Here is a 14,246-nt window from a genome sequence, read left to right as displayed (position 1 = left end):
CATCAAAAGCCTGTGTTGACAGGCAGAAAGCAACGGAGAACCTGATGAGGGTTCTCCTTTTTTTTTGGTTTTGGAAGGAGAAGGGCATAACGCGGTGGAATGGATTCTAATGGATAATTCTTCAAAAGTACTATCATATCCGATAGAATGAAATCGATTACATTATAATATATAGGTATGACAATCCATTAACGAAGAGTGGTGAATCCAGTGGAAGATTCCATTCACGAAGTCGAAAATGAAAATATAAACCAACGTGGAAATGAAAGAAAAGCAGCAAGCTTCCTAGATGCCGACAGAATACGAGAGAAGTTGTTCCGGCCTGAATTGGCTACGTTGTACACGGATTTGAAGGCTTATGGTGAACACGCCTTGTTGGAACCCTTGCTTTCTTTATCGTTCCGTCTATACCGCCAGTTCAGCGAGACGGGTGAGCGGAAAGCCTATGAGCAGGCTTATTTCGATCGAAGGGGCAGGTTGGCTGCTGTGGCGATGCTCGCATTGGATTCGGCTAGGCCGGATGCGCTGCAAGCACTGGAAGAAATGTTGTGGGACGTGTGTGGTGAGTATACGTGGTGTTTGCCCGCACATCTGGGTACGGGAGAGGTCGATCAGGTGAATGGGAACATCGATCTGTTCGCCGCAGAGACAGTACATATGCTGGCAGAGATGGTGACCATTCACGCCGATCGGCTGGATCGTCTTGTCATAGAGCGGATCAGGTGTGAAGCAGAACGGCGAATCTTCGGCCCGCTTTACCGGGATCAGCAGAAGTTCCACTGGCAGACAGCGGATCACAATTGGTCGGCGGTGTGTGGTGGCTGCTGCGGCATGGCCGCATTGTTGCTGCTCAAGGATGAGTCCACAATAAGGGAATCAATCTCCCATACGGTCAGCTGTATGAACGCATTCCTGAGTGGTTATGGCGAGGATGGCGGCTGTGCTGAAGGCATTGGATATTGGGTATATGGATTTGGTTATTTCACCTATTATGCCGAGATGCTTCGTGAGTACAGTAAGGGCGAACTGGATCTGCTGACGGGTTCCAAAATCGCAGCCATCGCAGCCTTCCCGCTGCGAGTGCATCTGTCGGGCGGCACATTCGTGAACTATTCGGACAGTGCGGAGCAGGAAGAGATTCCTTCCGGATTACTCTCGCTGCTCGCGTCCCGGGTGGGGTTGCAGGTAGATCTGCCGCTTCATATTCCACTGCTTACCGATGATCCCTGTCATCGCTGGGCACATCTAGTTCGGAACGTAATGTGGAGCAATCCGGCAGTATATGGTGATGAAGGAGCCTCTGGACAGGTTGAACGAGGATTTATTTTTCAAAATCTGGGCTGGATGGTTGCGAAAGGTGTGCTTGATTCTCCAGGTAACCAACGTTCCAGCGGCGCGCCCCTTCATGTGGCTGTTTCCGTTAAAGGCGGACATAACGATGAACCTCACAACCATAATGATCTGGGTCAGTTCATTATCCATTGCGGTGGTGAGAATATCCTGTGTGATCCGGGAGCAGGGTTGTATACCCAAGCGTATTTTGCACCAGGCAGAGAGCACCTGTTCCACATCTCGTCATCCGGGCATAACGTTCCGCTCATTGAACGCCAGGAGCAAAGCTCGGGCCGGCAAGCGCAAGCCCATGTGTTAGAGGCAAGACTGGCAGCGGATAGCGGTGAGCTGAATACAACATTGGATCTGACATCCGCATACCCTGGAGCTGCTTCACTGGCTCGTTATACACGTCAATTTCATTGGAAGATGGCTTCTGAAGGTAGCGGGAGTGGGGCGGAATTGCGTCTAATTGACCGTTTTCAATGGAAGAGCAGGATGATGCTTTCGACAGAACGATTCTCTTCGGTGGATGATTCAGATGCAGGATGTTCGAGCGTAGTGGAGCGCTGGATGAGCAGAGTACAGCCAGAAATGATGAGTAGTGGTAACCTTCGCTGGCAAGGTGTGCATGGAACGGTCCATATGACGTATGATGCGAACCAGTGGCAGGTTTTTACGGAGGTTATGAACACAGTTGATCATGACAATGTTCCCGTCACATTCTATCGGACGTCACTATCATGGACAGGTGTGATTGATGAGACGGATGTTCGGACAGAACGCCCTAATCCGCTTGAAACGGTATGTGAGGTACGCTTCATCATTGAACCGAAAATGGGAGAAAACGAGGTGAGCATGCATGAGTGAATATACATCTGCGTCCACGTATCCATGGAAAGATGAACTCAAACGTTACCGGACGTTGGCAGAACAAGCGGGCCCCGCTCCGGCAGACGGCTGGAATCAGGATCGTAAACTGGAACTTGTGGAGAGTATTGTGCGCGCTTACACCCCGTATCAGGACAGCGATGGTGCAATCATCGATCCGTTCTCGGGTGTGGAGAGATATTACTCTACCCCAGCCTATGCGATGGCTGCGGCAGTCCTGGTTGATGCCGGACGTACAGATCTGCTGGATTCTGCCGCGGCGGCCCTGTCACAGAGCATTGATGCCGTGGTCAAACGTAGCGCACCCGACAATCACCCTGATTTTTTTCCGGTACTCATGATGAGGGCTTACATGTTGTTGAAGTCACATCTGCCAGAACAAGCCAAGATCTGGGCAGAGGCACTCAAGACGATCCATCCTGAACAAGATTATGTATTTACGATGAGCAACATGAATAATCCCAATCGCATGATTAACTGGAACGCCATTATGATCTCTGGCGAATATCTGCGGTGGCATGAACAGCTGGCAAGTGAAGATACAACGTGGATGGATCGTTATCTGGAAGCCTATCATCTGCCCCGATTTACGGCACTTGGATTGTATCAGGATGGACCGCTGGACCGTCCGAATTGTCCATTTTCCTATGATATTGCCACCCGTTATCACCTTGGGGTGATGCTTGAGGCGGGTTACGAGGGAGCCACTGCCGATAGGTTACGTGAGCAGCTGCGCCATGGTGCCTTCAGCTCGCTACTGACGCTCTCGCCATTAGGTGAGATTCCACCGCGTGGTCGCAGCTCCCAGCACCAGTGGAATGAAGCGGCAGCAGCTTATGTATGTTCTACACATGCAACGCAGGCTCTGGAGGCTGGAGATCCGGTGATGGCAGGTGCATTCGCCCGTGCGGCTAATCAATGTTTTGCTGCTGTGAAGCGTTGGAAAATGGATGATGGGCGCCTGAAAATCGTGCGCAATGAATACGCGCCAGAAGATCGCCACGGGTATGAGATCTATACCAACCACACGTGTTACAACCTGTGGACAGCAGCAGCACTGGCCCACGCCTGTCTCAGTGATCCGGGAGATGATGTGAGCGAAGTGTATCTTCCTTCCGAGGTGGGCAGTCGAGTGTTGCAGACCGATGGGTGGTTCGAAACCGTGATTGTTTCCGTACCGGGTCAGCAAATGGTATTGCATACAGCGATGAATGATCCATATACAATTCCTGGTTTGGTACGGATTCAGCAGACAGGATTACCTGGTCTGATTGGTCCTTCCGCTGCCAGTCATGTGCAGGCCGGGTTCACGGAATTTGCCGAAGGAATGGTACGTCCACTCAGTTACTGTCCTGCCTGGAAGACACCAGATGGGGTGTGGCACAGCCTTGCAGAGGGTATTCCATCGGGTGGTGCATATGATCGGGATGTTGGATTAGACCCTGCTCAGGGAGGTGGGTCTATCGTGTATGAAAAAGTGGGCCAGGATACGCCGAATCAAGTAGAGGGGTTTATGGCGGAACGAGCAGCAGAAGAGGCAGTAAACGCCTCGGAGAATTCTTTTGCTGTGACATGGGTTGGTCCCTTGCCTGGTGTTGAAACCTTGCGCACTCACTATGTGCAGCAGGCAGACTTGCTGACCATAACGTATGAATTCCGAGGGGAGATTGTAGCGGCAGGTGCACTCATCCCGTTGATGTTCCATGATGGTCGTGAACAGGCGGTGATTACCCATACGGATCAAAGTGTGCGCACTACGTATCGGGGGGCATATGTCGAATCTACAGCGCTGGATCAGGAAGCCATTATTCATCTGGAGGATCAGGCCGTGGCTTCCCGTAATGGGTTGCTGAAAGAAGCGCGGATTGAAGTGAACGGAGCACGTAGTCTGACCTTTACGGTCCGATTGGGTGAGGTTAGTGATATTTAACTGATCGATATTGTAGTGACGGCATAAGACACTAGAGATAAGTTGAGATCGATCTGGAGCATCAAGCAGAGATGTCCGGTATTGAATCGGGGAGGGATATGTTTATGAACACATCAACGTCGGTAAAATGGCTCGACGAAGCGTGGCAACAGGGAGCTGCCAAAACGATTCGGAATGCAAAGCGGATCAAGGATACATTTCCGCACATTGCCCCGCAAGGGACGTATGACCGGAATGATCCTGAGTGGTGGACAGCAGGTTTCTGGCCTGGCCTGTTATGGTTGGTCTATGGGGATGCACCGGAAAGTGAAGCGGTCGCTCCGCTGCATCGCATTGCCGAAAGTTGTGAGCGGCAGCTGGAAGGTTGTCTGCGTGATCCCGAATCGGTGGATCACGATCTGGGGTTCATCTGGCTGCTTAGTGGCGTAGCCAACTACCGCCAGACGGGCAGCACGGATGGACGGCGGCGCGGCATGCTCGCCGCCAACCTGCTCGCTGCCCGGTTCCATGTGCGCGGTGAGTTCATCCGCGCCTGGAACTTCAGCTCGTCAGCAATGGATACGCGCGGCGTAGCCATCATTGACAGCATGATGAACCTGCCGCTGCTCTACTGGGCATCCGAGCAGAGCGGCGATCCTCGCTTCCGCTGGCTGGCGGAAGCACATGCGGACACCGTGGCGCGCGAATTCATCCGCGCTGACGGGTCCATCTGCCACGTGGTGGAGTTCGATCCACACACGGGGCAGAAGCTGCGTGAGCATGGCGGACAGGGCCATGCTCCAGGTTCCGCCTGGGCGCGGGGCACCGCCTGGGCGCTGCACGGGTTTGCGCTGTCTTTCCGGTATACGGGCGAAGCCCGATATCTGGAGACAGCGGAGCGAGCGGCCGATTTTTTCCTCGCCATGCTTGGCGAAGAGATCGTGCCGGTGTGGGATTTCCGCGCACCTGCGGAGCATCAGGTGGCGTGGGACTCGTCCGCTGCGGCGATTGCCGCGAGCGGGTTGCTGGAGCTGGCGAAGCTGTCGCCACGCGGGGAAACCTATGCCGCCGCGGGAGAGCGTATCGTCCGCGGCTTGCATGAGCACTACAGCTCCGGCGACTCGGCAGCGGAAGAAGGGCTGATCATGCAGGGAACGGTGCATTACCCGGAAGGGCGAGGGCTGAATGTGCCGATTATATACGGCGATTATTTCTATATGGAAGCGCTGGCGAAGCTGCGTGGGCGTGAGGGGTTATTTTAAAAAGAGGAATGGAGAACTGAGAAAGTTGTAATCCATCATCACCTGTCCGCATAAGGTTGTCTCCAGTACCAGGAACGCTATCCCTTCTATTGGAGACGGAGTATACCCAAGCTTGAGCTTTGAATGGACAATCGAGGTGAGCGGACAGGCGGATGGTGTACATAATCGAAGGAAAACAAATGAATATCTGGCGTATGAATATCTCATTCATACGGGTCCGGTTGGGGTGCAGAATTAGCTATGCTCTACTGAAAGAATCACTTTTCACTTCAAAGATGTGCGTCTCAGGATAACAAAGTCGGCAGAAGATTGATCGGGATATCGCTGCGGAATAATCTCCTGCACCTTGAAATCCGGGTAGTCGTAGAGATAATGGAACAGATTACGGTCCTGGATTGTATCAATCCCCGGGTTGCCGTTTTCTTTCAAACGGGTGTAAAGCACTACCCATGCTGTTGAAGCGTGCAGAACATCATAGAGGGTATTGCGAAAATCGGTTTCATCCGTAATGTGATATAACACATCCAGACAGACCGTCAGATCGGCTTGCAGGAAACCTCGGTTAATCCATAGGCCTGGTGTATACAGCATGAAGCTCTTGGACGGATCTCTGGCAAACTGGGAAGCACAACGTTCTATCGAAGAAGCGGCGACGTCAACGCCCAGGTAGTTCTCATAATTCATGTATTGCAACTGGTTCCCATCCCCACATCCAAACTCAATGACACGATGAATACCTTCGCGTTGAATCAGTCCATTCACGACTTCAGCCTTGAATTCAGCCAATACCCCGTATGAACCTCTCCCGGAAGTTTCACCTGAACGATATGTTTTATCCCAATACCCGATGTAATCAAAAGGCTGACGCATAGGTTTCCTCCAATTCTGTTAAAAGAAGTTCAAGACAGTCAATATACATAGGTTATGCGCGTTATTCGCAGGTATGAACGGTTGAGACAGGAATAGAAGATAAATTAATTTCCATAGAATCCCTGAAAGTTTCCTGAAAGTCTAAACATCTGGAAAGCACTTGCCGACATTAAACATAGGGAAAAAAATGATGATAATCGGGGGGAAATGATGTTAAAGCCAAGATTGACCAAGTACATGGTGATGATGCTGGTGTTGATACTGAGTATATCCAACGTAGGCTTGGCCGCTGCGGCAGACAAAGAACTGTCCAAAATTGTGGTTTCCAAGAATGAAATGTCGCTCGAAGTTGGTGATTCCAGTTCTGTTACGGTAACGGGGGTATACTCTGATAATACGTCGGCAAACGTAACGATCAGCTCATCCTGGAGTACCAGTGATACTTCGATAGCAACTGTATATAATGGTGCAATTACAGCCAAAAAAGAAGGTACAGCTACGATTACCGCAGCGTACCAGGGTCAGAGCCAGACCGTTCAAGTGAAAGTAACGAAGAAAGTCAAAGCTCTATCGAAAAACGTACAAAGTCTTGACTTGCGTACGGGAGACACGAAAGAAATTATTTTGACTGCAACATATAGTGACAATGAAACAAATAATACAGCAGCAAATACCGCAGAATGGTCCACCAGTGATGAGAAGGTTGCTACCGTTGTGAATGGTAAAGTAACTGGACAAAGCGCGGGTACAGCTGTAATCACAGCCAAAGTGGGCAGCCAAAGCGTGACGGTGGATGTTAACGTTGAAGTGGTTAAACGTGTAGATGTGGATAAACAGCAGGTTAACCTGTTGTTGAACAAAAGTGAAAGTGTGAAAGTGACGGCTACGTATCCGGATGGTACAACCAAAGATGTAACCGATCTGGCGGAGTGGACGTCCAGCAATGAGAAGGTTGCAGACGTTCTCAAAGGTGAAATTACAGGATACTCGGCAGGTTCTGCCAAGATTACAGCCAAATACGGTACGAAGTCCGTATCCGTTGATGTGGATGTGGATCTGACCAGCAAGCTGAGTGTGGTAAATCAAAGCATTTTCTTCCGTTTGAGCGAGACCACCAAAACGGCTAATATCGTTCTTACGGCTTCGTATCCAAATAGCAGCGACGTGAATGTAACGGATCAAGCGACTTGGACATCCAGCAACGAGAAAGTTGCTACGGTATTCAAGGGACAAGTTACAGCCATTAGTGCAGGTTCAACAACGATCAAGGCAACCTATAGTGGTAAAACTGTAGAAGTTGCTGTAGATGTTGATACGGCAAGATATCTGGATATCAAAGATGTAAATGAAAAACTCGCCATGAGTGTAACGGGTGATAACAAGTCCAAGACATTGGTAGCCAATGCAGAGTATATTGATGGAAGCACAGAAGTGGTAACGTCCAAAGCAACGTGGACTTCAAGCAATGCCGATGTTGTATATGTATCGAATGGCGATTTGATCGCATATAAATCCGGTACTGCGACGATCACTGTAGCTTATGGCGGTAAAACAGCCAAATTTACAGTAAATGTTGACGTTCCGGACAAGTATGAAATGGATAAGAAAAAAGCATCAGTAGCTGTGGGTGGAACGACCAATGCCAAAGTACTGGCGATTTACGGTGAGACATCCAAGGATGTATCCGAAGATGCAACCTGGAGCAGCAGCAGCGACAAAATCGCTGAGGTAGATAGCAAAGGGGTTATCACAGGTGTTGCTACAGGTAAAGCAACCATCACAGCGAAGATTGAAGGCAAAACACTGACCATGCCTGTTGAAGTAGGCATGGCTAGTGGACTGGAAGCCGATGTCAACTTCGTCGTATTGTCTGCCAAAGAAACACAGAACATCCTTCTGACAGGAACGGATGAGGACGGCAACACGCTGGATGTTACATCCGAAGCAACCTGGAAATCCAGTAACGCACGTGTAGCGGATGTGAAAAAAGGCGTGATCACGGGTAACAGCAGTGGTAAAGCCAACATCACAGCAGAATACGGCTCCAAAAAAGTGACGATTCAGGTTGAAGTGGATGTCATCTCACGTATTGAAGCTTCCGAGCCGGCTCTGTCCCTGAAATCAGGCGATACAGCTGATCTGACGGTAACGGCCTTCTTGAGCGACGGTAGCGAGCGTGATGTTACCGATAAAGCAGAATGGAAAACGAATAAGTACACTGTTGCTCAGGTGACTAAAGGTAAAGTCAAAGCTGCAGGTTCAGGTAAAGCTAAAATCACAGCCAAATACGGCAGCAAGTCTGTCACAATTGCTGTAGATGTGGATACACTGAAATATTTGCAGACGGATAAAGTAACGTTGACCATGAAACCTGGTGAAAAGGTAACTGTGGCGGCTACTGCGACGTATGCTGATGGCAGTGAAGCCAATGTATCCAAACCGGCTCTCTGGAAATCTTCCCGTATTGCGACAGCATCGGTGAAGGATGGCGTTATCCAGGCGAATGGTAAAGGTAAAGCGACGATTACGGTGACATTTGCAGGTGTGAAAACCAAAGTAACCGTAGTGGTTGAAGCGAAGTAAGTTCTTTTCCCAATGTGTGAGCGTGAAACGCGCAATATAAAAAACGGTGACCCCGGCTTGATCGCTGGGGTCACCGTTTTTTGTCTATAAACTAGAGCATGTCTAACCTGGCTGAAAGCCGAAGCTGCCCTGAACGTATCCTGTGCGGGCATATGCGCTGCTTCCCGAGTATGCGAGCAAGCGATGGAGATGCCGCAAAAGATGGACATGCATGAACAGAGTTTTTTTCCGTTTCACTAGGATTTTATCGATTCCAACATGATCCAGTGTATCGTCATCTCGCGTACGATTAAAACAGGGGATGTCTGCGTTAACGAATCTGAGACACGCTGTATCGGAAAATGCAGTCTTTTATAGCCCTTTTCTCAAGTGATTTTGGTATATAGCGTGTCTGATGTTCCTTACAATTTAAAAAGAGGATTATAAGAGTAAATAAGATGTCCTCGGTTCCTTAGAAAATGAAAATGGAAATAAACATAGTCTTGCTATTCGCCAAAGTTACCCACTATGTTTCTATAACTACATCGTATGGGACAGCACCAGTGCACCATAGGCAAAAGCGATCACGATTAGAATGGCTGGATGCAGCTTGGTCTTGGTCATGACCCAGAGCGAGATGCCGGCAATGATTAATGTCTGCCAGATGCCGATGGAATCAGTGGATAGCTGCCCGAATTCCCATGTGAGCAGAATCATGAGTACAGCGATAACAGGCTGCACGAGTAAAGTCATACCTTTGACTTTCGGTGACGTGCGGTGTTTGTTCAATAGACGAAGTAATAAAATCAATGCGGTTGCGGAAGGTACGATTGTGGCAAAAGTTGCGATAAACGCCCCAAACCAGCCCGCCACGTGATACCCGACGAATGCAGCAATTTTGGTTGCAATCGGGCCGGGAAGGGCGTTACCAATCGCCAACACATCCCCGAATTGCTCTGTGGTCATCCAATGGTAATGGTTCACAATCTCTTCCTGCATTAGTGGAATGGACGCCGGGCCGCCCCCATATCCCAATATGTTTGCTACGAAAAATCCCCAAAATAATTCCCACCATGTCTGGAGCATCCTTAGGACACCCCCTTATCGGAATTGCCTTTGGATTTGAAGCGCTGGACCAGATCCAGATGGAAGACACCATATCCAAGGAAAACCGCGATCACAATCCCTGGATGGATGTTCAGCAGCTGTAACGATACAAAGGCAATCACCCCGAATAGGGCGGCAAAAACTTTGCCGAGCCCCTTCCAGGCTTTCATGGCAAATTCATAAGCCATCATGCCCAGCATGACAAAAATAACCGGTCGAACAGCGGCTACCATGCCTGCAACCACTTTTGACTCGCGCAGCGCGTACATGGAACCGAGCAGAGCAATAATGGCAATGCTTGTCGGCAAAATATGAGCGAGTACGGACACAATCGCGCCCAGTACACCTTTGGTTTTATAGCCGAGATATGCGGCCATCTTGGTCGCGATGGGACCCGGCAGGGCGTTGGCGATAGCCAAAATCTCGCCGAACTCCTCATCACTGACCCATTTGTAACGTGTAACGGCTTCGTAACGGATCAACGGAATAACCGAAGGACCGCCGCCGTATCCGAGAATTCCGGTTCGTACCATTCCGATGACGAGACCGTTGTAATCTTTCCAATCCATGCTGATTTCCTCCTAGAGTCTCATGCCCATCCGGCTCTTATAGCGTTTCAACAATAACTGTGATTCCACTTTGACGATACCTGGCATCTTATAGAGCTTCTCCAGCAAGAACTGCTCCATCTCTTCCATATCTGCAAAAATACCATGCATATGTAGGGTACTAGGCCCTGTCATATGATAAAGGCTGGTAACGGCAGGCTCTTCGTCCAGTTTCTCAGCGACTTCATCCAGGAAGGGCGGTTCCACATCGACATTGAAAAAGGCGGAGACCTGGAGCCCAACCTTGCCAGGGTTGATCACCACGGTGAAGCGTTCGATGATTCCTTTTTCGGATAACGCATTAATGCGTGCCTGAACAGCTACACGCGACAACCCGATCTGTGTACCCAAGTCCGTATAGGATATCCGGCTATTCTTGTGAAGTGCGGCGATAATTTTGCGATCCATCTCGTCCAGATTGTACATTTGCGGAATTTCTCCCCCTTTGGAGGAGCGTTTCTCTGACATGTTGACCATCCTTTTCTTTCGCTATATGAAATGAACATTGAAATTTTACTGAACATACAATGTGTATGTGGCATTCATAGTTTAATGACGAATCGTAACTGGAGTCAATCTATTTATCATGATTATTGAATTTAACCGATTTTGAGCCTTCATTTTGTCATTTTAACCAATCCCATATAAAAAGGCCACTCGCATAATCTAATGGCGAGCAGCCGGTTAACAGATAGAGCTGGAGTGTAACGCCAGGCACGATACGAATCAGGTCCGGTTATCGCTGAGCTGTCTTGGGCAGGAAAAGGGTAACAGTTGTACCTTCACCAGGCTCGGAAGAAACTCTCAACGTTCCACCTGCGCCACGGGCACGCTCTTCCATGCTGAACAACCCAACGCCATTGCCAGCTGTTGCTTCGCTGAATCCGGCACCCTGGTCCTCAATAATAACCATCGTCATGTCCTCGGCGTCTTCTACGGTAACACGTGCCTCGGCAACATCGGCATACTTCGCGACATTGGTTAAGGCTTCCTGAATAATCCGGTATATGGCGATCTCCCGGTTCATCTCCAGCCGTTTGCGCAGATTACATTCCAGATCAACTTCAATTCCGTAGTGACGGGTGTAATTCTCAATATATGTACGAATTGCCGGAACAACACCCAGGTCATCCAAAACGGATGGTCTCAGTTCCCATGCCATCCCGCGTACATCTTCCATAATACCCGTAACCTGCTTACGCAGTGCTTCAACTCCGGCGTGAGGCTGGTCTGCCAGCAATCGGTCCATCTGAATCACCAGAGAGAAGAGACTCTGTCCAATCCCGTCATGCAGTTCACGCGAGATCCGGCGTCTTTCCTCTTCCTGAATGTTCATGACCTGGGACATCATCTTCTGCAATTCACCTTCCACAGATTTCAGCTTAGTGACCTCGCTACGTACAGCCAGGTATTGATATGGCTCGCCGTCATTATCAAGGAAAGGCACGATGGTGGTGTTGACCCAATAGTAACTGCCATCTCTGGCACGGTTGCGAATCTCCCCGTTCCATACCTTGCCTGAGGATATCGTGTCCCACAGGTTTTTCATAAAGGCTTTGCCATGGTATCCGGAATTAATGATTCGATGATCCTTACCGATCAGTTCCTCGCGCTCATACTGCGAGATCTCACAGAATTTATCATTCACATACTGGATCTTCCCCTTGCGGTCTGTTAAGGCCACAATGGAGGATTCATCCAGAGCAAACTTCAGATCACTCAGTTGATGCAGGGAGCCCTTCAACCTGCTGCGAAATTCATTATCCGTAATGTGATTATCGATTTCGTTCAGCAGAAGGCGTACGGGCTGGTCTGCGAGTCCACTTAGTCTGTTCTTGCGTGCACTACTCAAAGTTCAGCAACCCCTTTTTCATGGCGAACTTCACCAGTTCCGGTCGTGTACGCAGACCAAGTTTCTCCATCAGATTGCTTTTGTGGGATTCGACCGTTTTGACACTGATGATCAGATGTTCGGCGATTTCCTTGTTGGCGTAACCTTTGGCAATCCAGGACAAAATCTCTTTCTCCCGTTCGGATAACGTGTCATACGGGCCGGCGTTTTCCTGTTTGGCTTTGTCCAGGTATTCACTCATCAGCCGTTTGGTCGCACTTGGGTACAGATAGGCGCTACCCTCTGCTACGGAACGAATCGCGGCAAGCAATTCTTCATGCGGCGCACTTTTGAGTATATATCCCGATGCTCCCGCATGGATGGCTCGGAATAGATATTCTTCATCGTCATGCATGGTCAGTATCAGAATGGAGACATCCGGCATCAATTTCTTCAATTCAGCCGTAGCGGTCAGACCGTCTTTGCCTGGCGGCATGCTGAAATCCATCAAGACCACATCTGGTTTCAATGCTTGAGCTTTGGCAATGGCTTCATCACCATCTGCGGCATCCCCAACGATATGTATATCATTCTTTCCTTCAAGTAAAGCAATCAGCCCGGATCGCACGACAACATGGTCGTCTACAACTAATAGTTGAATCACATGATTTCCCCCTGTCCGCTTCCTCAGTTCTATCTATATCATAACAAAAAAAGAAGCCATTCAGAGCTTTAATCTCCGAATAGCTTCTCTCACTCAACGTGTGGGACAGAAACATTAAACCTTAATGTTCTGTTTGGCCGAAACGTTCCTGAATCATATTGGCAATTTCCTGAACCTGTGCCTCCACGGCAAGAGGATCATATGGCCAGAACCGTTCCCCATCCAGCTTGAACACTCGATTGTTCTTCACGGCGTCCAGGGATGACCAGACGGATGATGTTTCATCGAGCGAACCACCATTGGATAAATCCAGGAAAATATAATCACCGGCATAATCCGCCAGTTTCTCCTCGGATACAGTTACAGTATCTTTATCCTGATCAATCAGTTCCTTTTGTACAATGTCTGGTGCTTTCAGTCCGAGCTGTTGGTAGATGGCTTGCCCACCGCGGTTGACACCATCTCCGTTAACATACCAATCCTTACCAAAAAGACTGAAGTTGGAGAAAGTCGTACCTTCTTTGACCAGCCCTTGAATGGAGTCCTTGGCTGACTTCACTTTTACTTCGAATTGGGACAACCAGTCTGCGGCTTCCTTTTGTTTGTTTAAGATTTCTCCAAAAGCAGTGATTTCCTCGTGCACATTGTCGTATGTACCATAAGGGATGATGAGGGTTGGTGCAATTTTGCGGTATTGCTCATTCAGCTTCTCATCTCCACCTACAGTGACGATCAGGTCGGGCTCAAGTGAAAGAATTTTTTCCACTGAACCACCGTCAATACGACCAATGTCTGCTACGCCTTCAACCAGATCAAGCACATAAGGGCTTTCCAGCTCATAATCAGGTGCGCCTACTGGTTTGACGCCAAGTGCGAGAAAATCAGCGAGGTAACCCTGCGTCACAATTCGCTGCGGGTTCGCTGGGATTTCAACGTCTCCATTAGCGGTGGATATGACCTGCATTTCTGAGGCGCTGTCTGCCGGTTGCTCTTCTGTAGCTGCAGTCGAGGAAGGTTTGTTTTCTGTCGTTTCTGCGGCTTGGCCTGAGCAGCCAATAATTCCAATCACCAGTACCAGGAACATAAGCCCAGTCCACCATTTTGATTTAACCCCTGTCATTCTGCTTCTCCCCAATCAATAATGATTATCTTTCTCAATATAACCTCCTTAGTATCGTAGCTTTTGGATACAAGTATCGTCCATCTCAAA

The 14,246-nt window shown here is 49.2% G+C and carries 12 protein-coding genes; 5 read left to right on the top strand and 7 right to left on the bottom strand.

Annotation, left to right across the window (positions count from 1 at the left end; translation table 11 throughout):
• Positions 1-210 precede the first annotated feature (210 nt).
• From MKY73_RS27770 to MKY73_RS27755, 4 genes are all read left to right on the top strand, one after another.
• Positions 211-2,202, top strand: a complete 1,992-nt coding sequence (locus MKY73_RS27770; protein WP_339304642.1) for a heparinase II/III family protein — start codon at positions 211-213, stop codon at positions 2,200-2,202.
• On the top strand, positions 2,195-4,153 hold the full coding sequence (locus MKY73_RS27765; protein ID WP_339304640.1) for a glycosyl hydrolase: 1,959 nt from the start codon (positions 2,195-2,197) through the stop codon (positions 4,151-4,153). The genes MKY73_RS27770 and MKY73_RS27765 overlap by 8 nt, the downstream gene beginning before the upstream one ends.
• A 104-nt stretch (positions 4,154-4,257) precedes the next feature.
• Complete coding sequence (locus MKY73_RS27760; RefSeq protein ID WP_339304638.1) at positions 4,258-5,394, top strand: glycoside hydrolase family 88 protein; 1,137 nt, start codon at positions 4,258-4,260, stop codon at positions 5,392-5,394.
• A 112-nt stretch (positions 5,395-5,506) separates the two neighbouring features.
• A complete protein-coding gene (locus tag MKY73_RS27755) occupies positions 5,507-5,632 on the top strand; it encodes a hypothetical protein (RefSeq protein ID WP_339304636.1) in 126 nt (41 codons plus the stop codon).
• 26 nt (positions 5,633-5,658) lie between these two features.
• Here MKY73_RS27755 and MKY73_RS27750 read toward each other — a convergent pair whose 3' ends face one another.
• Positions 5,659-6,264: a class I SAM-dependent methyltransferase gene (locus MKY73_RS27750; RefSeq protein ID WP_339304634.1), complete on the bottom strand. Its 606-nt coding sequence runs from the start codon at positions 6,262-6,264 to the stop codon at positions 5,659-5,661.
• Positions 6,265-6,471: 207 nt separating this feature from the next.
• Here MKY73_RS27750 and MKY73_RS27745 point away from each other — a divergent pair, with 207 nt between their 5' ends.
• Positions 6,472-8,847 (top strand): Ig-like domain-containing protein, encoded by a 2,376-nt coding sequence (locus tag MKY73_RS27745; protein WP_339304632.1) that lies wholly within the window; start codon positions 6,472-6,474, stop codon positions 8,845-8,847.
• Between the two features lie 519 nt (positions 8,848-9,366).
• Here MKY73_RS27745 and MKY73_RS27740 read toward each other — a convergent pair.
• From MKY73_RS27740 to MKY73_RS27715, 6 genes are all read right to left on the bottom strand, one after another.
• A complete protein-coding gene (locus MKY73_RS27740; protein ID WP_339239185.1) occupies positions 9,367-9,912 on the bottom strand; it encodes a chromate transporter in 546 nt (181 codons plus the stop codon).
• Positions 9,913-9,914: 2 nt separating this feature from the next.
• The gene (locus MKY73_RS27735; protein WP_339304629.1) at positions 9,915-10,502 is read right to left on the bottom strand and encodes a chromate transporter; all 588 of its coding nucleotides are present in this window, start codon (positions 10,500-10,502) and stop codon (positions 9,915-9,917) included.
• Positions 10,503-10,514: 12 nt separating this feature from the next.
• Positions 10,515-11,009, bottom strand: a complete 495-nt coding sequence (locus tag MKY73_RS27730) for an Lrp/AsnC family transcriptional regulator (protein WP_062837151.1) — start codon at positions 11,007-11,009, stop codon at positions 10,515-10,517.
• 268 nt (positions 11,010-11,277) lie between these two features.
• Positions 11,278-12,393 carry a PAS domain-containing protein gene (locus MKY73_RS27725; protein ID WP_339239187.1) on the bottom strand — a complete coding sequence of 372 codons (1,116 nt, stop codon included), beginning with the start codon at positions 12,391-12,393 and terminating at the stop codon, positions 11,278-11,280.
• Positions 12,386-13,036, bottom strand: coding sequence for a response regulator transcription factor (locus tag MKY73_RS27720; protein ID WP_278297250.1), 651 nt, complete (start codon positions 13,034-13,036; stop codon positions 12,386-12,388). Before MKY73_RS27720 ends, MKY73_RS27725 begins: the two co-directional genes overlap by 8 nt.
• A gap of 121 nt (positions 13,037-13,157) precedes the next feature.
• Positions 13,158-14,156: an ABC transporter substrate-binding protein gene (locus MKY73_RS27715; RefSeq protein WP_339304627.1), complete on the bottom strand. Its 999-nt coding sequence runs from the start codon at positions 14,154-14,156 to the stop codon at positions 13,158-13,160.
• Positions 14,157-14,246: the final 90 nt, after the last annotated feature.

Origin of the sequence: Paenibacillus sp. FSL R5-0519 (genome assembly GCF_037974275.1) — a bacterium.
Classification (GTDB): domain Bacteria; phylum Bacillota; class Bacilli; order Paenibacillales; family Paenibacillaceae; genus Paenibacillus.
The sequence above is the reverse complement of the archived record's forward strand: the minus strand, read 5'-3'. Positions and strand labels throughout refer to the sequence as shown.